At 40.2% G+C, this 22,251-nt stretch carries 23 protein-coding genes and 5 tRNA genes; 11 read left to right on the top strand and 17 right to left on the bottom strand.

Annotation, left to right across the window (positions count from 1 at the left end):
* Positions 1-23: 23 nt before the first annotated feature.
* The 8 genes from AAEU29_RS04590 to AAEU29_RS04555 all read left to right on the top strand — a co-directional run bounded on the left by AAEU29_RS04590 (position 24) and on the right by AAEU29_RS04555 (position 6,384).
* A tRNA-Lys gene (locus AAEU29_RS04590) sits at positions 24-99 on the top strand.
* A gap of 22 nt (positions 100-121) precedes the next feature.
* A tRNA-Lys gene (locus AAEU29_RS04585) sits at positions 122-197 on the top strand.
* A 41-nt stretch (positions 198-238) separates the two neighbouring features.
* A tRNA-Lys gene (locus AAEU29_RS04580) sits at positions 239-314 on the top strand.
* Between the two features lie 163 nt (positions 315-477).
* A tRNA-Lys gene (locus AAEU29_RS04575) sits at positions 478-553 on the top strand.
* A 125-nt stretch (positions 554-678) separates the two neighbouring features.
* A complete protein-coding gene (nadA, locus tag AAEU29_RS04570) occupies positions 679-1,737 on the top strand; it encodes a quinolinate synthase NadA (RefSeq protein ID WP_274762976.1) in 1,059 nt (352 codons plus the stop codon).
* Positions 1,738-1,842: 105 nt separating this feature from the next.
* A tRNA-Ser gene (locus tag AAEU29_RS04565) sits at positions 1,843-1,932 on the top strand.
* Between the two features lie 793 nt (positions 1,933-2,725).
* Complete coding sequence (locus AAEU29_RS04560; RefSeq protein WP_421972254.1) at positions 2,726-5,329, top strand: ExeM/NucH family extracellular endonuclease; 2,604 nt, start codon at positions 2,726-2,728, stop codon at positions 5,327-5,329.
* Between the two features lie 98 nt (positions 5,330-5,427).
* Positions 5,428-6,384 carry a phosphotransferase gene (locus tag AAEU29_RS04555; protein ID WP_421972253.1) on the top strand — a complete coding sequence of 319 codons (957 nt, stop codon included), beginning with the start codon at positions 5,428-5,430 and terminating at the stop codon, positions 6,382-6,384.
* Positions 6,385-6,390: 6 nt separating this feature from the next.
* Here AAEU29_RS04555 and AAEU29_RS04550 read toward each other — a convergent pair whose 3' ends face one another.
* From AAEU29_RS04550 to AAEU29_RS04525, 6 genes are all read right to left on the bottom strand, one after another.
* Positions 6,391-7,251 (bottom strand): amidohydrolase family protein, encoded by an 861-nt coding sequence (locus AAEU29_RS04550; protein ID WP_421972252.1) that lies wholly within the window; start codon positions 7,249-7,251, stop codon positions 6,391-6,393.
* Positions 7,232-7,957 (bottom strand): SDR family NAD(P)-dependent oxidoreductase, encoded by a 726-nt coding sequence (locus AAEU29_RS04545; protein WP_421972251.1) that lies wholly within the window; start codon positions 7,955-7,957, stop codon positions 7,232-7,234. The genes AAEU29_RS04550 and AAEU29_RS04545 overlap by 20 nt, the downstream gene beginning before the upstream one ends.
* A gap of 3 nt (positions 7,958-7,960) precedes the next feature.
* Positions 7,961-8,440 (bottom strand): FKBP-type peptidyl-prolyl cis-trans isomerase, encoded by a 480-nt coding sequence (locus AAEU29_RS04540; protein ID WP_274762981.1) that lies wholly within the window; start codon positions 8,438-8,440, stop codon positions 7,961-7,963.
* 60 nt (positions 8,441-8,500) lie between these two features.
* Entirely contained in the window at positions 8,501-9,856 is a 1,356-nt protein-coding gene (locus tag AAEU29_RS04535) for a LysM peptidoglycan-binding domain-containing protein (protein ID WP_421972250.1), read from the bottom strand.
* Positions 9,857-10,515: 659 nt separating this feature from the next.
* On the bottom strand, positions 10,516-10,791 hold the full coding sequence (locus AAEU29_RS04530; protein ID WP_421972249.1) for a cell division protein ZapA: 276 nt from the start codon (positions 10,789-10,791) through the stop codon (positions 10,516-10,518).
* Positions 10,792-10,794: 3 nt separating this feature from the next.
* Entirely contained in the window at positions 10,795-11,019 is a 225-nt protein-coding gene (locus AAEU29_RS04525; RefSeq protein ID WP_421972248.1) for a DUF904 domain-containing protein, read from the bottom strand.
* A gap of 171 nt (positions 11,020-11,190) precedes the next feature.
* Here AAEU29_RS04525 and AAEU29_RS04520 point away from each other — a divergent pair, with 171 nt between their 5' ends.
* Positions 11,191-12,039, top strand: a complete 849-nt coding sequence (locus tag AAEU29_RS04520; RefSeq protein ID WP_421972247.1) for a 23S rRNA (adenine(2030)-N(6))-methyltransferase RlmJ — start codon at positions 11,191-11,193, stop codon at positions 12,037-12,039.
* A 54-nt stretch (positions 12,040-12,093) separates the two neighbouring features.
* Here the strand turns inward: AAEU29_RS04520 and AAEU29_RS04515 are convergent, their stop codons facing one another.
* The gene (locus AAEU29_RS04515; RefSeq protein ID WP_421972246.1) at positions 12,094-12,879 is read right to left on the bottom strand and encodes an META domain-containing protein; all 786 of its coding nucleotides are present in this window, start codon (positions 12,877-12,879) and stop codon (positions 12,094-12,096) included.
* 108 nt (positions 12,880-12,987) lie between these two features.
* Positions 12,988-13,518, bottom strand: coding sequence for a TetR/AcrR family transcriptional regulator (locus tag AAEU29_RS04510; RefSeq protein WP_421972245.1), 531 nt, complete (start codon positions 13,516-13,518; stop codon positions 12,988-12,990).
* A gap of 122 nt (positions 13,519-13,640) precedes the next feature.
* On the opposite strand from AAEU29_RS04510, the gene AAEU29_RS04505 reads away from it, so the two are divergent.
* Together AAEU29_RS04505 and AAEU29_RS04500 are read left to right on the top strand one after the other, a co-directional pair.
* Positions 13,641-13,841, top strand: coding sequence for a hypothetical protein (locus AAEU29_RS04505; protein WP_421972244.1), 201 nt, complete (start codon positions 13,641-13,643; stop codon positions 13,839-13,841).
* Positions 13,831-14,331 (top strand): DUF2867 domain-containing protein, encoded by a 501-nt coding sequence (locus tag AAEU29_RS04500; protein WP_421972243.1) that lies wholly within the window; start codon positions 13,831-13,833, stop codon positions 14,329-14,331. Before AAEU29_RS04505 ends, AAEU29_RS04500 begins: the two co-directional genes overlap by 11 nt.
* Positions 14,332-14,364: 33 nt before the next feature.
* Here the strand turns inward: AAEU29_RS04500 and lipA are convergent, their stop codons facing one another.
* From lipA to rsfS, 9 genes are all read right to left on the bottom strand, one after another.
* Entirely contained in the window at positions 14,365-15,330 is a 966-nt protein-coding gene (lipA, locus tag AAEU29_RS04495; RefSeq protein WP_372769981.1) for a lipoyl synthase, read from the bottom strand.
* A 3-nt stretch (positions 15,331-15,333) separates the two neighbouring features.
* A complete protein-coding gene (lipB, locus tag AAEU29_RS04490) occupies positions 15,334-15,978 on the bottom strand; it encodes a lipoyl(octanoyl) transferase LipB (protein WP_421972299.1) in 645 nt (214 codons plus the stop codon).
* 5 nt (positions 15,979-15,983) lie between these two features.
* Entirely contained in the window at positions 15,984-16,262 is a 279-nt protein-coding gene (gene ybeD / locus AAEU29_RS04485) for a DUF493 family protein YbeD (RefSeq protein ID WP_274762989.1), read from the bottom strand.
* Between the two features lie 215 nt (positions 16,263-16,477).
* A complete protein-coding gene (locus AAEU29_RS04480; protein ID WP_421972242.1) occupies positions 16,478-17,629 on the bottom strand; it encodes a serine hydrolase in 1,152 nt (383 codons plus the stop codon).
* A gap of 59 nt (positions 17,630-17,688) precedes the next feature.
* Positions 17,689-18,432 carry a septal ring lytic transglycosylase RlpA family protein gene (locus tag AAEU29_RS04475; RefSeq protein WP_421972241.1) on the bottom strand — a complete coding sequence of 248 codons (744 nt, stop codon included), beginning with the start codon at positions 18,430-18,432 and terminating at the stop codon, positions 17,689-17,691.
* A 4-nt stretch (positions 18,433-18,436) separates the two neighbouring features.
* Positions 18,437-19,540, bottom strand: coding sequence for a rod shape-determining protein RodA (gene rodA, locus AAEU29_RS04470; RefSeq protein WP_421972240.1), 1,104 nt, complete (start codon positions 19,538-19,540; stop codon positions 18,437-18,439).
* Positions 19,537-21,411 carry a penicillin-binding protein 2 gene (mrdA, locus tag AAEU29_RS04465; RefSeq protein ID WP_421972239.1) on the bottom strand — a complete coding sequence of 625 codons (1,875 nt, stop codon included), beginning with the start codon at positions 21,409-21,411 and terminating at the stop codon, positions 19,537-19,539. Before mrdA ends, rodA begins: the two co-directional genes overlap by 4 nt.
* Positions 21,412-21,427: 16 nt before the next feature.
* A complete protein-coding gene (rlmH, locus tag AAEU29_RS04460) occupies positions 21,428-21,898 on the bottom strand; it encodes a 23S rRNA (pseudouridine(1915)-N(3))-methyltransferase RlmH (protein WP_372771258.1) in 471 nt (156 codons plus the stop codon).
* A gap of 4 nt (positions 21,899-21,902) precedes the next feature.
* Positions 21,903-22,220, bottom strand: coding sequence for a ribosome silencing factor (rsfS, locus tag AAEU29_RS04455; RefSeq protein ID WP_038641035.1), 318 nt, complete (start codon positions 22,218-22,220; stop codon positions 21,903-21,905).
* Positions 22,221-22,251: the final 31 nt, after the last annotated feature.

Here is a 22,251-nt window from a genome sequence, read left to right as displayed (position 1 = left end):
TTCGAAATGCACTTGCTTAGAGCGGGTCATTAGCTCAGTTGGTAGAGCAGTGGACTTTTAATCCATTGGTCGATGGTTCAAGTCCATCATGACCCACCATTTCTAAGCCTTCTCTTTGAGCGGGTCATTAGCTCAGTTGGTAGAGCAGTGGACTTTTAATCCATTGGTCGATGGTTCAAGTCCATCATGACCCACCATTCAAAGAACTTTCTATTTTATGCGTAATGCATCTATGAGCGGGTCATTAGCTCAGTTGGTAGAGCAGTGGACTTTTAATCCATTGGTCGATGGTTCAAGTCCATCATGACCCACCATTCACAGATCTTTCTATTTTAAGCGTACGCATCTATGAGCGGGTCATTAGCTCAGTTGGGTGATACTAAACCGAAACGAAGTTTCGCAGTTAGTTAAACGCGAGTCAGGACGACGAGCCGGAATATCCCTACAGGACGTATTAATGGCACTTACACTCAGAGCGGGTCATTAGCTCAGTTGGTAGAGCAGTGGACTTTTAATCCATTGGTCGATGGTTCAAGTCCATCATGACCCACCATTTCCTAAAATTTCAAATCATCTTCAGCAAATTCAATTTTAAAAATCAAATACGAAACTGTTATTCACCTACCATTTTCAGTATAATGCGCGGCAATTTCCCATAGCATTTCACGGTCGAGAGAAATGAGCTTAGCTGAACAAATTATGCCAGAGGATTACATCTTTCCTCCAAAGCCAGCACCATTATCAGATGATGAAAAACTGGCTTATAAAGAACGTATCAAATCGCTTTTAAAAGAAAAGGATGCGGTATTAGTTGCACACTACTATACCGATCCGGAAATCCAAGCACTGGCAGAAGAAACCGGTGGTTGTGTTGCTGACTCGTTAGAGATGGCGCGTTTTGGTAGTAAACATTCAGCAAAAACGATTGTTGTTGCTGGTGTACGTTTTATGGGTGAAACAGCCAAAATTTTAACACCTGAAAAAACAGTTGTGATGCCAACCCTAGAAGCAACGTGTTCACTTGATGTGGGTTGCCCAATTGATGAATTCTCAGCGTTTTGTGATCAGCACCCTGATCGTAAAGTAGTGGTTTACGCTAATACATCAACAGCAGTAAAAGCACGTGCAGACTGGATTGTTACCTCAAGCTGTGCACTTGAAATAGTTGAACACCTCGATGAGCAGGGCGATAAAATTATTTGGGGCCCAGATAAGCATTTAGGTTCTTACATTCAAAAGCAAACTGGTGCTGACATGATCATGTGGAATGGCGCATGTATTGTTCACGATGAGTTCAAAACCAAAGCACTTAAAGACATGAAAGCTCTGCACCCTGACGCGGCAGTACTTGTACACCCAGAGTCACCAGCAGAAATTGTTGATCTTGCTGATGCAGTAGGTTCAACGAGCCAGCTTATTAAAGCAGCGCAAGAGATGGACAACCAAAAGTTCATCGTGGCAACCGATCGCGGTATTTTTTATAAAATGCAGCAATTGTGCCCTGAAAAAGAGTTCTTTGAAGCTCCTACTCAAGGTGAAGGCGCAACTTGTCGCAGCTGTGCACATTGCCCGTGGATGGCAATGAATGGCCTTAAAGCGATTGAAGAAGCGTTACTAGATGCAAGTGGCAAAGAAGTATTTGTAGATATGGAACTGCGTGAAGGCGCACTACGTTCGCTTAATCGCATGTTAGACTTTTCGGCATCGTTAAAGTTGGCAACTACAAACAATACTTAATTTGTTGTAATTTTAGTCGCTCACATTCAGTGTTCTAAAAAGTACTTGCTAACAATCAATGCATTGCATAAGATACGCCCCACATTGCGAAGCGCAATGTTTTGCGGAGAGGTGGCTGAGTGGCCGAAGGCGCACGACTGGAACTCGTGTATAGGTTAACCCCTATCGAGGGTTCGAATCCCTCCCTCTCCGCCATTCTAGATTTAAAGAAAACGCTTGAGTTATGCTCAGGCGTTTTTTTATGCCCGCAGTTTTTAGGCTGGGTGAGACCCTCTATTTGGTTTCGACAAATTATCGGGAATAATTTGAACCGCGAAGGCGCCGCTAAGCGGGTAAATACAAGGATGTATTTAAGTTTATCCCTCCCTCTCCGCCATTCTAGATTTAAAGAAAACGCTTGAGTTATGCTCAGGCGTTTTTTTATGCCCGCAGTTTTTAGGCTGGGTGAGACCCTCTATTTGGTTTCGACAAATTATCGGGAATAATTTGAATCGCGAAGGCGCCGCGAAGCGGGTAAATTCATGGATGTGTTTCAGTTTATTCCTACCTCTACACTATTTTTATCCACTTAAACAGCTATCAATTTGTGCGCTTACATTGTTTATGTTTGCTCGTTTTTATTACTTATTAGAAGGCTTCGTTAAATACGCGTGTGAAATTTGGATGATTTGATATTTGCTCTTCATTAATAGCATGTGGCTTTATGTTATCGATTTTTGTTTTTCGAACTCTTTGGCAACAAGGTCATATGTCCTAAAGGAATAAAAAAATCACCCTGCTAATTCCATAATTTAATTAATTTAGCCTTCTTATTCCTAAAAATAGCAAAAACACCGGACATTCGTCCTTCTATTTTGAAATGTTTCAAAAATGTTAAATAAATCGTAAATCACTGTAAATAAAGACTAATTTGTAATTGATTTGTCACTTTATATGCCTAGCATACGACGTTCCTTAGTCGGGTAAAAACAAAATCGGGAACAAGAAAATGTTGAAAAAAACACTTTTGGCGAGTGCGATTACGCTTGCAACAGCAAGTGCAAATGCAAACGTTATTATTTCAGAATACGTTGAAGGCGGCAGCTACAATAAAGCAGTTGAAATCTTTAATGCAGGTGATACAGCAGTCGATTTATCAACCTATGCACTTAACTTCTACTTCAATGGTAAAACTGAAGTAGGTCGTACTATTACTTTATCAGGTGAACTTGCACCTAATACGACATACGTTGTAGCGCATTCGCGTGCGCTTGAAGAGTTAAAAGCGAAAGCGCAACTTGATACTGATGGCAGTTGGTTTAATGGTGACGACGCAGTTACGTTAACTAATAGCGACGTTGTAATCGATAGCTTAGGTCAAATCGGTGTTGATCCAGGTTCTGCATGGGTTAGTGGCGATGTACGTACGCAAGATCGTTCTTTAGTGCGTTTAGAGTCTGTAAAGTCTGGTCGTGTAGATGCTTTTGCTGAGTTTGACGGTGAAGTTGAGTGGATGGCGTTGCCAAAAGATGATTTTTCAAATGTAGGTAGTCATAACCAGCAAACCGAAGAGCCAGATCCTGTTGAGTGTGGTGGTGATGCAATACTCATTAGCGCAATTCAGGGCAGTGGTGATGCAAGTTTACTGAACGGTGAAACAGTTGAAGTACAAGCCGTCGTTACATCCTCATTACAAGGCGATGATCAGCTAAAAGGTTTCTTCTTACAAGAAGAGTCATTTGATCAAGACAGTGATGTAATGACTTCAGAAGGTATTTTCGTTTATTACAACAAACAACCAGTGGCTGAAGGCGATGTTGTTAAACTACGCGCTAAGGTAGAAGAAAAGTACGGCCAAACGCAGCTTAATTTCGTTAGCGATTTAAAAGTATGTGGCATAGAAAGCTTTGCACCTGTTGAAGTGTCACTGCCTGCTGATAATGGCCTAGAAGCTTATGAAGGCATGCTGGTAAGTGTATCAAATGAATTAGTAGTAAATGATACTTATGGTCTTTCACGTTATGGTGAACTAAAGCTTGGCACCGAGCGTTTATTCCAAAGCACACAAGTTGCCCTTCCTGGCGAGGCAGCAAATGCTTTAGAAGCTGAAAATCAGCTTAAATCTATCACATTAGATGACGGCTCAAGTGCACAAAACCCTGAAGTGATCCCTTATCCTACGCCTGAACTTGACGCGTACAATACCCTTCGTCTTGGTGATAAAGTGACAGGTCTTACTGGTGTGATGGGTTATGGTTACAGTCAATTCCGTATTCACCCAACTGTAACGCCAAACTTTATTCAAGAAAACCTGCGCACAGAAGCGCCAGAGAGTGTTGAAAACAGCTATGTACGTATCGCAAGCTTTAACGTGCTTAATTACTTTAATGGTGACGGCCAAGGTGGTGGTTTCCCAACTGCACGTGGTGCAGATACAGCTGAAGAATTTGAGCGTCAAAAAGCAAAAACGGTAAATGCAATTTTAGAGTTAAATGCTGACGTGATTGGTTTGCTTGAAATGGAAAATGATGGTTTTTCTGACTTAAGTGCGATTGCGGATTTAGTTACATCTCTAAATGCAGCGCAAGCAAATGATACTTATGCGTTTGTTAATTTAGGCACAGAGCAGGTCGGTGGTGACGCAATTATGTCTGCAATCATCTATCGTAGCAACAAAGTTGAAGAAGTGGGCACTGCTGCATTTACTGAAGCTGAACCGTTTGACTATGGTAACCGCCCACCAGTAATGCAAACGTTTACTGACAAACTAACTAAAGAAACCTTTTCTGTTGTGATTACTCACTTACGTTCAAAAGGTAGCTGTACTAAAGCAGAAGGCTTAGATGCAGATCAGAAAGACGGCCAAGGTTGTTGGAACCAAACACGTGTTAATGCAGTAAATAAGTTAAACGAATGGCTTGCAACAAATCCAACAACGGTTGCTGATGAGGATATGGTTATTCTGGGCGATATGAATGCCTATGGTGAAGAAGATCCAATCTACGCATTTGTGAATAATGGTTTTGTTAACATTAAGAAACAACGCTTTGGCCATACACGTGATTATTCGTATGTTTATCAAGGTCGTATTGGTAGCTTAGATCACGCTTTTGCATCAAGCAGTATGTACGATAAAGTTGTGGGCATTCAAGATTGGCATATTAACGCCGATGAACCAGTATCGCTTGATTACAACATGGAATATAAGTCTGAAAAGCACCTAGCTAGTTTATATGCGGATACGCCATACCGTGCATCAGATCATGACCCTATTGTAATTGACTTTGATACTCGCCCTGAGCCTACAATCATCGAAGGTAAAATTGAAAACTTATCTGGTTGGTTCTGGTGGAATAGACAAATGATCGAGCTTCCAGAAGGTTTTGATACTTTAGAGGTATCTATTGAAGGTTATGGAGAAGCAGATTTATACCTAAGACATGATAAGAAACCAACGAAACGAAATTATGATTGCCGTCCTTATTTATGGGGTAGTAATGAAAGTTGTATGATAGAAAAACCTGAAGCTGGTGAGTGGCATATAGGCTTAAAAGGAACCTTTTTCTATTACGGTGTAACTTTGAATTATAAAGCGACTAAACAGAATTTCTAATTGTTATTCGTTGATGTTAAGAGCAGCTAGTGCTGCTCTTTTTTTTGCACTAAATCTAATTATGTTAAGCTAGCCCAGTTGGTTTTACAGGGTTAGATATGCTAAGCAAGCAAATACAAAAGAAAATTTGTGATGTTCTAGGTGAGCGTCATATTTGTAACGTTGAATCCTTCAAAACAGTTTGGAGTGGTTTTGGCAGTTTACAGCGCATGTCATTTGGCCCTGAGCAAAAAAGCATTGTTGTAAAATCCATTTCTATGCCTAATCAAATTAACCACCCCAAAGGGTGGAGCAGTGACTTTGCATCGAAGCGTAAACTTAAATCGTACCGTGTAGAGCAAGCGTTTTATCGGCAATATGCGATGCATTTGAATGTTAAAACACCTCGCTACCTAGGATTTATTGAAGATGAAAACACACAGTACTTGTTATTAAGTGATTTAGCGCAAGAAGGTTTTCATGAAATTGCAGAGCAAGACCTTTTCTCTGTAAAACAAATCTTAGTTTGGCTCGCGAACTTTCATGCGCAAAATCTTGGTAAATGCCCTGAGGGCTTATGGCCTCAAGGAAGTTACTGGCATTTGGCAACGCGACCAAAAGAATTTAACGCAATGTCACACATTGCTTTAAAGGAATCGGCTTTCGAGCTAGATACAATGCTGCATTCATGTAAGTACCAAACGCTTATTCATGGTGATGCAAAAATTGCTAATTTTATGCAAGCAGGTAACAGTATTGTTGGTTACGACTTTCAGTATGTTGGTGGTGGGATTGGCATTATCGATGTGATGTTATTGCTAAGCAGTGCGTTTACCAGTGAGCAGTGTTTTAAATATGAAGAAGACTTGCTGCAATACTATAAACAAGCGTTCCTTGAAGCATGTGACGGTTTTTCTGTGGCCACTGCAAATTATGTTATTGATTCTTGGTTAGCGCTTTATCCCTTAGCATGGGCTGATTTTGCACGGTTTTTAGATGGTTGGTCACCGGGGCATTGGAAGTTACATGATTATGCTTGGCATCAGGTAGAAAAAGCGCTCAAACTTATTGGTTAAGCATCTTTAAAATTTATAAAGCTGTGATGCATTGTCAAAACTTAGTTTTTGCCATATCGCATCGTTAGCACAGAGCTGTTTATAATGTTGCCACAGTGATAAATAGCTTGATGTCATTAAGCAAATTGGGAAATTACTGGCAAACATAACGCGCTCAAACGTGAAATTCTCTGTTATATCTTTAAAAATTTGCTTACGAAACGTGTTTGAAAGCGTCATTTGCTGCATTTCAAAACCTGAATATTTAATGTAAATATTCGGAATTTTTGCCAGCAATACAATCGCTGTTACCCAATTTTCATAATTTTTTGGTGTGACAAGGCCTGCGTGATTAAGCACGATGTTTAAATTAGGGTGTGCTTTAGCAAGCTCACATAAACGCGTTGTGTGAGGCAATTCACTGATTTCAAATTGCGCTTCAAAAATAAGTTTATTTTTCGCCAGTAAGGCAAAATTGTGATTAACGCTATCTGCGTGTAAACGCATTGCATCGTTACCTTCCGTGATATCCCTAATTCCCACAAACGAGCTGAACTTTTGTAAGGTTTTTATTTGTTCTTCAAATACACTTGGCGCGAGATCTATTTGAGCATACCCAATGGCTTTGTGTAACTTACCAATAGCGTTTTCAAGAAACGCGATTTCCTTTTCTGGCTGTTGGTTATTAAATCCAGCCTCAATATGCACAAAATTAGAGAGTGTATAATCACTATTTAAGATAAGGTCTTTGACTGAAAAGTTTTTTTGCAACATGGCAAGTTGAGGCCATGGGGGAAGGGCATTTTTGAGCCAAAAATAATCACCTTCATCTAAATAAAAAAGATGAAGGTGAGGGTCGAAAATAGCGTTACTGTGCTGTGTAACCACCGTCAATGACCTGTAGGCTGCCTGAAATAAAACTAGCTTTATCACTCACTAAAAAACCGATGTAGTCAGCAACTTCAGTCGCTTGACCTAATCGATTTAATGGCTGTAAAGCCGCTTCTTCAGCATGAATTTCAGCTTTATTGGCACCGCTTTTTTCGCAATAGCTGTCTATTGCATTATGATAAAGAGGTGTTTCAATCGTACCTGGGCAGATAGCGTTAGCACGGATGTTGTGCTTTGCATAATCAAGCGCTGTTGTGCGCGCCATTGAGGCAAGAGATGCCTTTGTTAAGTTATAAGCAAAGGAATTCTTTTTGCCAATAAGCGCTTGATCAGAAGCAACCAGCACAATTGCACCACCATGCGTTTTCATAAACGGTAATGCATGTTTAATCAGGCTATAAGCACCTTTTACGTTAAGTGCAAAGAGATCATCAAACATCTGCTCTGAGGTGTCTTCAATAGTAGCTGAAAGATGACGTCCCGCATTTGAAACTAACGCGTCAATTTGCCCGTGTTTTTGACCGATTGTGGTTACCGCATTGGCAACAGCATCAACATCGCTTACATCACAAAGAATATGTTGACCTGTTTCTGATGGAGTAATATCCAAGTTATAAACGATATACTCATCAGCTATTAGCCGCGCCACAGTCGCTTCGCCAATGCCTTTACTTCCACCTGTTACGATTGCAACTTTACTCATTGATTAGTGACCGCAGCCGCCTGCACCATGCACATGGCCATGCGATAACTCTTCGCTTGTAGCTGCACGTACTGATACAACTTCAATATCGAACTTTAGGTCTTTACCAGCAAATGGGTGGTTTAAATCACAATCAGCATTGAATCGACCCACTTTGATAATCGTTACTTGACGTTGACCTTGATCTGTATGAACTAATGCAGTCATACCTGGTTTCCATACTTTAGCGCCTTGTAGGTGCTTAAGTGGAATGCGTTGCACCGCATTATCATGACGCGGGCCGTATGCATCTTTCGCTTCAAGCTCAACGCTAAATTTATCGTCTGCAGACTTATCATCAAGTGCTTTTTCTAAGCCTGGTAACATGCCTTCATGGCCGTGAAGGTACGCTAATGGTGCGCCATCTTTGCTTGATTCTAATTGGTTTTCACCTTCAAAAACGGTGTAGTGAAATTCTACAACAGTATCTTTTGCGATTTGCATAACAATCCTAACTTTAACAATTTTCCGCAGTATATATGAAATCGATTTAAGACGCGAAAATCAATTGTTTAATGGCGCGGTATTGGTGAGTGAAAAATACGGAATTTGCAAAGCAATGTCTGTAATAAGCTGGTGTTGTGATGAGGGTTTCTTTGATTGGGTAATTTTAATATTAAGTGTTTGGCCCGGTTTAATAATGGTGGTGTGGTTAAGCGCATTCCATTCACGCAGTTGTTTTACAGTAACATCAAAGAGGGTAGCAACATGCCAAAGTGAATCACTTGGTTTTACAACGTAATTAACCTCAAGGGTTTCTACTTCAGGCTTTACTCGCTTAATGTAGCGGCTTATTGCATATTCACGCACTAGGTTAGGCATAGTCTTACTGCTTGCTGGCAGAATAAGTTCCTGCCCTAGTAACAGCTTATCAGACGTTAAGCGATTGAGAGATTTAAGTTTGGCAATTGAGGTATTGGTTAATTTAGCTAAGCGATACAATGAATCTCCTTTTTTAACACGATACCCTTTTTCCAGCCCAACTCGGCTAAATAGGAGGATTTGCTCAAGTGTGGTGGCTAATTCGTTTGGTAACAACAAATGGAAAGGCCCTGTTGGTGCACTTTTATCGGCAATATAGGCACTATTAAGTTTAAGTAACTCTGTATTTGGGATTTTTAATAACTCAGCAATCACTAGCATTGAAAACGGCTGCTCTATATCAATCATTCGTGTTGTTGGTTTGTGCTCTATCGCGTTAAAAAATCGAGGTTTGGTTTTAACCAGTTTATCAAGCGCCAATAATTTTGGTACGTATTCACGGGTTTCTTGCGGCAAGGTTAAATGCCAAAAATCGGTTGGTCTTTTGTTGCGTTTGTTATGCAACATCGCTTGTTTAACTTTACCTTCACCGCTGTTGTATGCGGCAATTGCTAATAACCAGTCTTTATTAAATGCTAAATATAAATCTTGCAGATAGCTTAACGCTGCTTGAGTAGAGAGCATTAAATCAAAACGCCCATCATAGTGTTCGTTAATAGGCACATTGTAGTATTCTGCGATTATCGGCATTAACTGCCAAATCCCCGCGGCACCACGTTGTGAAGAAGTCATTTTAAATTCACTTTCAACAATCGGTAACAATGCAAGCTCTAACGGCATGTTGCGTTTTTTAAGTTCAGCAACAATATAAGGTAAGTAAGGTTTTGCCCTGAGAGAAATTGAATTAGCGTAAAACGATTGTTGTAAATACCACTTCAACTTTTCATCTATTAATGGGTGCTTTTGGTAGGGTAGCTGTTGGTTATTTGCAATAGTAAGCCAAAGGTTTGTTTTAGCGGTGGCAGCAGTAACATGGGTATTCAAAAAGAGTACCGAAAGTACAAAAACGATTACTTTTAAATGCCATTGCTGCGACATAAAAACGAGCCTTTTATCATGCTAATTTAAACCCTGATTAAACTAAGTGTAGACAAGAAAAAAGTATCACAAATGACAGATTTGAAAAAAGTTTATAACTTTAGGATTTAAAAGAAATTAAAAAAACTTGTTAAAGAATAAGGGCTTGTTGCGAATACAAAAGGTAAGGCTATAAAAATCAAGGCCATAATTAGGTAACTTGAAACACGTATTACGCTGATTTTTTTTAGCTGCAAAAGGGAAATACCGCCAACAATACCACCTGCTACCAAACAGCTTCCCCACAACTGAACTTGTAATACCGTTACTGAATTATTGGTGTTTAAAAGTTGGCAAATTACCACTGCATCGACAATTAAAATGACAAAAAAAACAAAACTTATCACCAGTAGTTTTATGCCAAATAGTTGTGATGTTTGCATAGCCAAGCAAGTTTCAGCAAATTGAAAGTGTCACATTAATATCGTAATAGGATAATAATTTCCAGCAAAATCTGAGATATAAGTTGAACAAATTAAAATAGTTATGGGTTCAACTTTTATGAAAACGAAGACAACCCGTGAATTGAGAAGTGAAAACACGTTTACTCTTTTTAAGCGGTATTTAAATTAAAAATAAGTAAACGTGTAATGAGATGTGCAGTAAATAAAAATGAACTGCTATTTAATTGCGAGTAACAACTTATTCACCAGTCCATTTAATTGCTCTGAATGCGTTGATTCAGTGCTAAGCAACTGATGGCAGAGGTTTAATGCCACCATCAGTAACACTTTATCGTCACTTTTAGTGTGTGCACGCAGTTTAAACTCATTTAATTCAGTATTTAATCTTTGTGCAGCAGCCAGCAAATCATCTTCTTTGCCTTTTGGACAAGCAACCATATGTTGCTTGCCGAGTAGGGTAATTGCGAGTCCGCGATTATCACCTTGAGTCATAAATTAGCTTGCCGCTTGGTTAAGCTTAGATACGAGTTCATTTAACGATGCATGTTGGGAATTCGCAGATTCTTCTAACTCCATGAGTTCAAGCTGAGTAGTTTCAAGCTCATCTTTGGTTTTTGCTAATGCTTGCTCAAGGTTAATTTTTTCTTGCTTGAGACTTTGGTTTTGGGAAATTAACTGATCAACTAGCGTATGTAGCGTAGAGTATAAATTGTCGCTCATAATAGCACGCCTTTAAAAAAAGAATAGATATGACATAAATATGGGTTTTTGATGACAATACCAAGGCTAAGTTCAGGTTATTTTGCTAATTTCGATTCAACCGAACAAAATCTACCCATACTCAGTTAAGAAAAGGGGTATAATGGCTTAAAAATACATTTAGGGCTGTTTATGCTGAGCTATCGCCACTCGTTTCATGCGGGAAATCCTGCAGATGTTATTAAACATTTAGTGTTAATTGAAACGCTTTCTTATTTAACAAAAAAAGACAAACCTCTCGAATACATCGATACGCACTCAGGAGTGGGGATTTACCGCTTAGCAACGGCTGAGGCACAAAAAACACAAGAGTATTTGGATGGCATAGCAAAGTTGTGGCAATACCAAGGTGATCATAACGCAATTGCCAATTACGTCGCCAAGGTAAAACAGTTTAATCAAGGTGAACTTGAAGTTTACCCTGGATCGCCAATGGTTGCTGATAGCTTATTGCGTGAGCATGATAAGCGCTGGTTGTTTGAGCTTCATCCTAAAGACAGCGAAAGCCTTAAAAACAATATGGCAGAGTTAAGCAATCGTCGTAAACAAACCTTTGTGCGAAAAGAAAATGGTTTTCAAGGTTTACTAGGCCTATTACCTCCACAAGCAAAACGCGGTTGTGTATTGATAGATCCGCCTTATGAGATTAAATCGGATTACGAGCAAGTTGTTAAAACGGTTAAAAAAGCCTATGAGAAATTTAATAGCGGTACCATCATGATTTGGTACCCTGTGGTTTCTCGAGAGCGCATTGACATTATGGAAGCAGGCTTAATAAATTCAGGTATTCGTAATATTCAATTATTTGAATTAGCCACTAGCGCAGACTCTGAAGAGTTAGGCATGACAGCGTCGGGCATGATAGTCATTAATCCACCATGGACACTAAAACAAACAATGGATGAGTGTTTACCTGAACTTGTTTCCTTATTAGCAGATGAGGGTGGTTTTTACCGCAGTGAACAATTGGTAGAAGAATAAAAAAAAGCCGCTTAATAGCGGCTTTTTTATATACTTATTTTTACCACTTTGCTGTTAAAAATAAACAGCGTTAAATTGTGCGATCTTCACTTTTGATTCGTTAAATAAGGTAAGTGTTTCACCTTTAATTTTATACTCAAATGTATCTTGCAGAACTTGATGCATACTTCTATCTAAGTCGTTTGCACGGCCTTGACACATCTTCATTGTAGATGCCATGCCTTTAAAGCGTAGGCCATATTCTTTAGCAATAAAACTGCCCATAAAGTTATTACAGCCAGCAAAACCCTTAACGCTGCCATCAGCCTTTAATTGCACAAACAGCTCTCGTGCACCCTGTGGTGTATTAACCGATTCACCATTAAGCACCATTGCTTTCCAGTAAGTATTGGTAAGCGATACGTTTGGTTTTACTGGTGGAGCTACTTTTGTCACACGAATTTTTAATGGCTCGTCAGATGCAAAAGGGTTATTTGATTGCGTTGAGGTATAAAGCAATTTACCGTCTTTACGAATTTGTGCGCGCACATTGTAACGCATATTGTCTTTAATTAAGGCGTTATCATAATCGAGTGACACCTGATAAGGCGGTGCGCTATTCAGGGTGACTAATTTACTGCTAATCACGGTAGATGCAACATCCATTTTTGAAACATCTTCAAGGGTTACAGTTAATTCTGAATTAGGCGGCAGCATGCTGCGATCTAGATAGTAAACTTCAGTTTGTAGACTGTTCATTACCTTTTCCTCAACTTCGGGTGCTGATTGACAACCAGCTAATGTCATTGAGCCAGTAGCGATGAGTGAACATAAAAGCAATGGTTTAGCAAAGCGATTCATAGTAGTTCCTTTATTTTGAGTGATTGCAAAAATAGTTGAATTTATGGTTATTCTACTTTCCTTTTATTAACTTACGCTTAATTTAAATCAAATGCATCTAATTGTTTCTTAATTAGGTAATTTTAAATTCGTTAATTTTGATGTTAACAAGGCAATCAGTGAACTAGTTGTACTGTCTATTTGATTGAGTCCATGCAGTAAGGTCATAAAATAAAGATCGATGATTATCTCAGCTTGCATTTCATTGGCATCGTTATCATGGATAAGCAATGCTTTAAAACGCGCTAATTGTGGAGCGAGTTCATCTTGTTGCCACATAATGGTTGCGAGTAATTCACGGCTAAACTCTCGCTTTGATAAGTAAAAAGGGTAAAGGCTATTGGCATAATGGCACATGCGGTCAGCGGCTGTTTTGCTTATATCGGTTTTACTAGCTTCAAGCAGCACATTTTCTAATTGCGCTTCAAACCCTGCTTTTAAGATGTCTATTTTACTTTTGAAATGACTAAAAACAGTGCCATTGGCAACCTTCGCGTGGGTTGCTATATCGCGTGTGCTGGTATCTTGATAACCCTGTTTTTGAAAAAGTTGCCATGCTGCTTCTAATATAAGTTGTTTTGTTTGTTCTTTTTTCGACACACGTTACTCCTTGCTTTGCGCTTATTAAAACAGCTTCAGAATTTAACGCAATAAAATTTTGAGTTGATTTTTGAGCGCGCTCAATTTTAAAATGAGCGCGCTCAAAAAAGTTAAGGAAATGTATGGATACGTTAAAAAGAATACTTGGTGTTTTAATATTTATGCCTTTTATTGGCTGTTATAGCTATATTGTGGGACCTTTACTTATGGCTGTGTTGATCCCCGGAGGAGTTGCATTACTGTTGCTTATTCTGGGATATAAAGAGGGGGTCTTAGTATTAATAAATGCTTTTAAATCAGAAGCGAAAGTAAATGAAGGTTAAATCAGCAGAATTCCCATCTGACTTGAATATACCGTGTAAAAGTCACTTTCCGTGTTATCAAGATGCTTTTTTAGTTACGACAACAAAACAGTCTCTTAGTGCAGCGCAGGTTTATTTCGCCATATTTGCCGATTTACCAAAAGGGGTAACGCTACTTTTGAGGCTTAGAAACAAAATTGTTCGTTACTTTGGTTTCAAAGCGAGTGAAAGCACCATGGCTGGGAGCCTAAACAATATCCGGGTAGGGCAGAAAGCCGGCTTTTTAGAGTATGTGCATGTAAGTGAAGGTGAAATCGTGAGTTTTTGTGAAGAGCGCAATATGGCAATGTGGTTATCGGTAAAGCGTGTTGAGGATAACTCTTTCGTCATAGCAACTCGGGTTGAATTACGGACTTGGCAAGCCCGTATTTATATGGCGTTAATTAAGCCATTTCATCGGGTGATTGCGCCACTTTGTATTCACAGTGCATTACGACAAGGGAAAATATAAAAGCCAGCGAGTCGCTGGCTTTTTTATAATTTTTTATTTCACTTCTTTACCTGCGGCTTGTAAATCCGCGTGGTAGCTTGAGCGAACAAATGGGCCACATGCTGCGTGACTAAAACCAATTTCATCAGCATAGTCTTTAAGTGCATCAAATTCTGCTGGTGGCACGTAGCGTTTTACTGGTAGGTGATGTTTCGAAGGCTGTAGATACTGGCCAACAGTTAACATATCCACATTGTGTTCGCGTAAATCGCGAAGTACTGCTTCAATTTCGCTGATCTCTTCACCTAAACCAACCATTAAACCTGACTTAGTCTTCACATTTGGATGCGCTTCTTTAAAGCGGCGAAGTAACTCAAGAGACCATTTATAATCAGCACCTGGGCGCGCAAGTTTATACAGGCGAGGGGCAGTTTCAAGGTTGTGATTGAATACATCTGGTGGCGTATCAATTAAAATCTCGAGCGCTTTTTCCATACGACCACGGAAGTCTGGCACTAAAATTTCAATTGTAATACCTGGGTTGTGCTTACGAATTTCACGAATACAATCGGCAAAATGTTGGGCACCACCGTCACGTAAGTCATCACGGTCTACTGAGGTAATTACAACGTAGCTAAGCTTCATATCTTTAATAGTAAGCGCTAGTTTTTCTGGCTCCTCGGCATCAGGCTTTAAAGGACGACCATGTGCAACATCACAGAACGGGCAACGACGAGTACAAATCGCACCTAAAATCATAAAGGTGGCTGTGCCGTGGTTAAAGCACTCTGATAAATTTGGACAAGATGCTTCTTCACATACTGAGTGAAGGCCATGCTTACGCATTGCGCTTTTAATACCATCGATGCGTTCACTTGATTTCGGTAAACGGATCTTTAGCCATTCTGGCTTACGAAGCATTTCTTCTTTTTCAGTTGGCATAACCTTGACGGGGATAAGTGCCATTTTTTCAGCATCACGGAGTTTTACACCCGGTTGCATTTTTACAGGTTTAGTCATCGATTAAAAACCTACTACTTGCTCATATTCAGTGTTACCTAGTCGTTTGACTAAGTGCTTAACCAGTCCGTCTGACGCTTCTGCAAGCGTTTGTGGACCATTTATTTGTTTGGTTTGGAGCATTTCCATGCCAGCATAGCCACATGGATTGATCCGTAAAAACGGCTCCATATCCATATCAATATTCAGTGCAAGACCGTGAAAAGAACAGCCGCGTCTAACACGCAGGCCTAAAGAGGCTATTTTCTTTTCGTCAACGTAAACGCCTGGGGCATCGGCTTTTGCATATGCATCAATACCAAAATCTTTCAGTGTATCGATTACCGTTTCTTCAAGCCAGGTAACAAGCTCTCGCACACCAATTTTAAGGCGACGTAAATTGAATAACACATACAATACCTGTTGACCCGGTCCGTGATAAGTTACTTGGCCACCGCGATCAACTTTAACTACCGGAATATCACCGGTCATTAATAAGTGTTCTTCTTTGCCAGCTTGACCTTGGGTAAACACAGGATTGTGTTCAACTAACCAAATTTCATCAGCGGCATCGTCATCACGGGTATCTGTATAGTGTTGCATTGCTTGCCATACAGGTTCGTAATCTTGACGATTAAGTTGTCGAACAATTAATTTAGGCATGTTAATAAGCCTTAAAGCACGTAACGTACGTCTGCAATTGAGCCAAGCTCAGTATAAATTGATTCGATATGTTCTTTACTTGTAACTGTAGCTACTAAACTTACCGATTCATAATTCCCTTTACTGCTTGCTTTTGTTTTAGGCGCATAGTCACCAGGGGCTAATTTTTGCATCACAGCTAAAACTTGCGAAGTTAAGTCAACATTTGCCAAACCCATTACTTTAAAAGTAAACGGACAAGGAAACTCTAAAAACTCGTCAAATTTTGTATTTGTAACCGGATTAACCACATTTCACCTCAGTAATTATAGGGTTATTACGGCCATTTGGCTGGCCTTAAGAAAATGCCCGCTAGTCTACCATAAATTCGATAAAAGGCTTATTAATAATGCTTATCTGTGTTTTAGCGGTTGTTTATCTGTGTTGATAGTTTGAAGTAAGTTCAGTCATTCTAAAAGTTTACAAAAAAAGCGCCAATTGGCGCTTTTTTATAACTTGCTAACGACTAATTGCTGATTTGCAGACGAATATAGTCATAAATCTTGCTGAAGAAACTACCTTCATTAATTTCTTCAAGTGTTACAAGCGGATACTGTGCAATATCTTCACCGTCAAGTTGTAGGAAAAGAGTACCTACTTTAACGCCTTTAGCTAAAGGTGCTTCTAATGTTTGGTCAAGTTCAAAATTTGCTTTAAGGTTTTTCATCTGACCGCGCGGAATAGTGATTGGCGTATCTTCTAAAATACCAAGTGAAACTGTTTCTTTATGGCCCATCCAAATGCGTTGTTCAGCAAAGCTATCGCCTGCTTTATACGGTGTTACAGTTTCGAAGAAACGGAAGCCATAGTTAAGTAGCTTGCGGCTTTCTGTTGCACGAGAACGCTCGCTTTTTGTGCCCATAACTACTGAAACTAAACGCATATTGCCTTTTTTAGCTGAAGTTACAAGGCTATAACCTGCTTCGCTTGTGTGGCCTGTTTTAATACCATCAACATTTAAGTTTTCATCCCATAACAAAGAGTTACGGTTATACTGCTTAATGCCGTTATAAGTGAATGATTTTTCAGCATACAGTGCATATTCAGCAGGTACATCACGGATAAGCGCCACACCCAAAGTCGCCATATCACGTGGAGTTGTAAAATGTTCAGTGGTATCTAAACCGTGGCTATTAATAAAGTGCGTATTTGTCATGCCTAGCTTTTGCGCATGAGCGTTCATTAAATCAGCAAATGCGGCTTCGCTACCTGCAATATGCTCTGCCATAGCAACACACGCATCGTTACCTGATTGAATGATGATACCGCGATTTAAATCTTCAACAGATACTTGCTTACCTACTTCGATAAACATTTTTGAAGAATCAGGAAAATTCTTAGCCCATGCTTTTTCACTGATGGTAACTTGATCATCGAGTGAAATATTGCCGCTTTCAACTTCAAGGCCGATAACATAACTCGTCATCATTTTGGTTAAACTGGCTGGTGCTAATTTAGTATCTGCTTCACCTTCAGCAATGACTTTACCGGTAGTAAAGTCTACTAAGAAATAACCCTTGGCATTAATTTGAGGCGGAGCAGGGATGATTTGTGCTTGCAGAGAAAAGCACGACGCTGCTGCAATCGCAGCAATAACTGTTTTTTTAATTCGATTCATTGGCTTTTTGGGTCAATTGTATTAGTTTTGGGTATTTTAAGTTAATTATCCTAAAGCAATCAGTCACTGTAAAGCATGAATGCGTTTTGATGACTGTTAGCTTTAATTTTATCGAGTAATTCTTTGGCTACTTGCGCGTTGTCGATTGGACCAAGGCGTAGACGATAAATTCCATCTTTTTTTACAATTTTACTGTCTACCTGGTATTCATAGGTTAACTCTTTCGCGAGTATACCTAATTGCTCCACACTTTGCGCAGCAGCAATTTGAATATAGGCATTGTGATGATTTGTCTCTGGCAGTAGCGCTTCAATTTTTACTTTTGCTGTACCTTGGCGGTGATAGCCAAGTTTATAGGCTGCAGCATACGATAAATCAATAATCCGATCATCATGAAATGGTCCACGATCGTTCACACGGACAATAGCAGTATTGCCATTTTCTAAATTTGTTACACGAACAAAACTGGGTAAAGGTAAGGTCTTATGTGCAGCCGTCATAGCGAACATATCGTAAGGCTCGCCGTTAGACGTATCGTGACCATGAAATTTACGGCCATACCATGAAGCAATGCCTGTTTCAGTAAAACCAGCTTCACTGTGCAGTGGGATATATCGTTTACCAAGCACTTCATAAGGCTGACTGGCTGAAATACTTTTCTTTTCAGAAGTAACAGTCACATCTTGCATTTCTTCTGGGTAGGGTGCACGAAGCGGTGCTGCATCATGACGCATACTGTAGCGCCCAGAAGGTGCACAGGCTGAGATTAAAATTAAAATAATTAAAAGTAGTAGGTGTTTCATTGTGTTATTTCACCAAAATACGCTTATGGGTTGCAATAGACATAACAATACCGAACCCCGCAAGCAGGGTTACCATGGACGTACCGCCATAGCTGATAAGGGGAAGGGGAACCCCTACTACAGGTAATAATCCTGATACCATACCAATATTTACAAAAACGTAAACAAAGAAGGTCAGGGTGATGCTCGCAGCAAGTAATTTGCCAAACGCATCTTGTGCGCTAACAGCAATAAATAAACCACGAGCAATAATAAATAAATACAAGCTAAGTAGAACTGTGACACCAATTAAACCAAATTCTTCGCTAAGTACCGAGAATATAAAATCGGTGTGACGCTCAGGCAAAAATTCAAGTTGTGACTGCGTTCCATGCATCCAACCTTTACCTTCAATACCGCCAGAGCCAATAGCAATTTTTGACTGAATAATATGATAGCCAGCACCGAGAGGATCGCTCTCAGGGTCAAGCATGGTTAATACGCGAGTCTTTTGATAGTCGTGCATGCCATAATGCCAAAAGCCATAAATAGCTACCGGCGCAACAGCCAAAGCACTTAGAATTAGTCGCCAATGAAGGCCTGCAAAAAACAACACAAATAAACCCGAACTGGCAATCAGAATTGATGTACCTAAGTCAGGTTGTTTCATTATTAATCGGGTAGGGACGGCAACAATTAAAAGACCTATTGCTAAATGGCGGTATTTTGGTGGTAAATGGTAGCGACTAATGTACCAAGCAACCATAATGGGCATGGCGAGCTTCATTACTTCTGAGGGTTGAAAGCGAATACCAATATTGAGCCAACGCTGTGCGCCTTTACTCGACACACCAAAAAACATAACAGCAACAAGTAATGCAACGCCAACAAGGTAAATTGGCAACGCCCAACGACGCATGTTAGTTGGTGATACTTGTGCAAGGGCAAACATCACAAATAAGCCAAGCCCTATACGTGTAGCTTGGCGAATTACCAAATCAATGTTTTGTCCACCGGCGCTGTAGACAACCACTAAACTGCCTGCCATTAAGGCCAAAATGGCTACCAACATAGGCCAATCTAAGTGCAATCTATCCCAAATGGTTTTATTATGATTGAGCGCCTTCACGGTTTACCTACCAGTGATTCAGGTTTATTTGAAAAGTAATAGTCCATTAAGGTACGTGCAATCGGTGCACCCACTATAGAGCCTCCACCGGCATTTTCTACGGTAACCGCTACGATGATTTCTGGTTTTTCATAAGGTGCAAAACCTACGTACATGGCATTGTCACGATGACGCTCATCGAGTTTTTCAGCATTATAGCGTTCACCCTGAGCAATACTTTTTACTTGCGCTGTACCGGTTTTTCCGCCTGCTGTATATTGCGCACCAATAAATGCTTTGTGTGCTGTACCGTTTTTCAAATGCACAGTGTTGTACATCGCACGAAGCGCAATATCCCAATTTGCCTCATTTTTAAGTTGGATTGGTGGCTTCTCATCGCGGGCAATAATTTGCACCTGATCACTTAGCTTGGTTGCAGATACGAGATGTGGCTGAAAACGCAGGCCTTTATTCACCATAATGCTCATTGAGTTGGCAATTTGCATCGGTGTGGCTGTCCAGTAACCTTGACCTATCGAAATATTAGGCGTGTCACCCGGATACCAAGGTAATTTATAGGTTACTTCTTTCCATTCACGCGATGGCAGGTTAGCGGTTTTTTCTTCATAAATATCAATGCCTGTGAGTTGGCCAAAACCAAATTGGTACATAAACTCACTGATTTTATCGATCCCTAAGCGATAGCCCACTTCATAAAAGTAGGTATCACAACTTTCTTCAATGGCTTTATACACGTCAACTTTACCATGTCCCCAAGGTCGCCAGTCACGCCAACGGTGCTCTGCTTTAGGTAACTTAAAAAAGCCCGGGTCGTGGATTTGAGTTGTTTCGGTTACCACGTCTTCATCAAGCGCTAGTATTGCTAGATGTGGTTTAATGGTTGATGCAGGCGGATAAACCCCTTTGGTTACTCGGTTCACTAAAGGTCTATCTGGGTTAAGTAGGGATTTATAGTCCGCGCCACTTATTCCATGAACAAACAGGTTAGGGTCGTAACTTGGGTTTGAATAAAACGCTAAAATACCACCATCCCTTGCATCCATAACAACGACTGCGCCGCGCTCCTCAGCGAGTGCAGCTTGTGCAATTTGTTGTAAACCAATATCCAAGGTCAAAATAAGATCTTTGCCAGGTTCTGGATCCGTTGATTTTAAGGTGCGAAGAATTCGACCGCGGTTATTAATTTCAACTTCTTCACTGCCAACCACACCATGTAAAATTTCTTCGTAATACTTTTCGATGCCTAGTTTGCCAATATCTCGCGTTGCGCGGTAATTAACATCTCGCCCTTCCATTTCTAGTTCGAGATGTTCGGCTTTATTCATTTTTGCAACGTAGCCAATGGCATGAGTGAGCGCATCACCATATGGGTAATGCCTTGCCAAGCGTGCTTCAACACTAAAACCCGGATATTTATGCTGATTGACAGAAAATAAGGCAACTTGCTCTGGGGTTAAACGCGATTTTAGAATTTGGCTTTTAAAGCGGCGTTTGCGTTTGATGCTTTTTAAGAACTCTTCTTGCTGCTCAGGGGTAATGTCAAATAACGCTGCAATTTCTTTGAGGCTTTTATCTAGTTCTTGTGTTTCTTCTGGGATTACTTCCAAATTATACACAGGGCGATTTTCAGCTAGCAGCACACCATTACGGTCGTAGATTAAACCTCGGTTTGGCGCAATAGGAATAACTTTAATGCGGTTTTCGTTGGAGCGTGTTTTATAGCTTTGGTGCTGTTTAACTTGCAGGTTAAAGACGTTAACAAACAGAATGCCGATCACAATTAAAACAAAAACAAATGCCACAAATGCACGACGAGCGACTAAATTAGCCTCGGCTGAATGATCCCTGATAGTAGCGCGTTGTTTTAACATCTATTTGATTTTATTCTTATTCTCTGTGGTACGGATGATTATTATTCAAACTCCATGCACGATACAAGCTTTCTGCGACAATAATTCGAACTAGCGGATGGGGCAGTGTTAAATTTGATAACGACCACTTTTGCTCTGAAGCTGCAATGCATTCAGGAGCAAGTCCTTCGGGACCACCAATAAGTAAACTAATATCGCGCCCATCCAGTTGCCATTTGCTCATTTCTTTGGCGAGTTGATGAGTATCGAGTGCTTTACCTGTGACCTCTAAAGTAACTATTTTGTTCCCTTTAGGAATGGCTGCGAGGGTTTTTTCACCCTCTAGTTGCAAAATGCGCTTAATATCGGCATTTTTGCCACGTTTGCCAGCGGGGATTTCGATTAGCTCCAAGCTCATATCGCGTGGAAAGCGACGCTGATATTCTTGAAAACCAGTTTCAACCCATGCTGGCATTTTTGTGCCAACAGCAATTAGCTGAATGCGCACAATATTAGCTCCAAAGTTTTTCTAACTGATAAAAATCGCGGGCGCTTTCTTGCATCACGTGCAGTACAACATCACCAAGGTCGAGCAGTACCCATTCACCTTCTTGTTGACCTTCGGTACCGATGATTTCAATACCTTGTGCTTTTGCTTCTAATGCAACATTGTTAGCAATTGATTGTACATGGCGTTTAGAGGTACCTGAGCACACCACCATATAGTCAGTGATTGAAGATTTTTCTGTCATATCAAGGGTGGTAATATCAACAGCTTTAATATCGTCTGCTTTGTCGATAACAAAGTCTAATAACTCGCGTGGATCCAAAATATTTCCTAGTAACTGGTTTATTTCGTGT

Origin of the sequence: Pseudoalteromonas aquimarina, assembly GCF_049257255.1 — a bacterium.
Taxonomy (GTDB): domain Bacteria; phylum Pseudomonadota; class Gammaproteobacteria; order Enterobacterales; family Alteromonadaceae; genus Pseudoalteromonas.
Note: the sequence above shows the minus strand (reverse complement) of the source record. Positions and strands in the feature narration are given on the sequence as shown.

Coding starts and splice junctions, on each gene's coding strand:
- nadA (WP_274762976.1), top strand. CDS start 679: ATGAGCTTAGCTGAACAAATTATGCCAGAGGATTACATCTTTCCTCCA.
- AAEU29_RS04560 (WP_421972254.1), top strand. CDS start 2,726: ATGTTGAAAAAAACACTTTTGGCGAGTGCGATTACGCTTGCAACAGCA.
- AAEU29_RS04555 (WP_421972253.1), top strand. CDS start 5,428: ATGCTAAGCAAGCAAATACAAAAGAAAATTTGTGATGTTCTAGGTGAG.
- AAEU29_RS04545 (WP_421972251.1), bottom strand. CDS start 7,957: ATGAGTAAAGTTGCAATCGTAACAGGTGGAAGTAAAGGCATTGGCGAA.
- AAEU29_RS04540 (WP_274762981.1), bottom strand. CDS start 8,440: ATGCAAATCGCAAAAGATACTGTTGTAGAATTTCACTACACCGTTTTT.
- AAEU29_RS04535 (WP_421972250.1), bottom strand. CDS start 9,856: ATGTCGCAGCAATGGCATTTAAAAGTAATCGTTTTTGTACTTTCGGTA.
- AAEU29_RS04530 (WP_421972249.1), bottom strand. CDS start 10,791: ATGACTCAAGGTGATAATCGCGGACTCGCAATTACCCTACTCGGCAAG.
- AAEU29_RS04525 (WP_421972248.1), bottom strand. CDS start 11,019: ATGAGCGACAATTTATACTCTACGCTACATACGCTAGTTGATCAGTTA.
- AAEU29_RS04520 (WP_421972247.1), top strand. CDS start 11,191: ATGCTGAGCTATCGCCACTCGTTTCATGCGGGAAATCCTGCAGATGTT.
- AAEU29_RS04515 (WP_421972246.1), bottom strand. CDS start 12,879: ATGAATCGCTTTGCTAAACCATTGCTTTTATGTTCACTCATCGCTACT.
- AAEU29_RS04505 (WP_421972244.1), top strand. CDS start 13,641: ATGGATACGTTAAAAAGAATACTTGGTGTTTTAATATTTATGCCTTTT.
- AAEU29_RS04500 (WP_421972243.1), top strand. CDS start 13,831: ATGAAGGTTAAATCAGCAGAATTCCCATCTGACTTGAATATACCGTGT.
- lipA (WP_372769981.1), bottom strand. CDS start 15,330: ATGACTAAACCTGTAAAAATGCAACCGGGTGTAAAACTCCGTGATGCT.
- AAEU29_RS04480 (WP_421972242.1), bottom strand. CDS start 17,629: ATGAATCGAATTAAAAAAACAGTTATTGCTGCGATTGCAGCAGCGTCG.
- AAEU29_RS04475 (WP_421972241.1), bottom strand. CDS start 18,432: ATGAAACACCTACTACTTTTAATTATTTTAATTTTAATCTCAGCCTGT.
- mrdA (WP_421972239.1), bottom strand. CDS start 21,411: ATGTTAAAACAACGCGCTACTATCAGGGATCATTCAGCCGAGGCTAAT.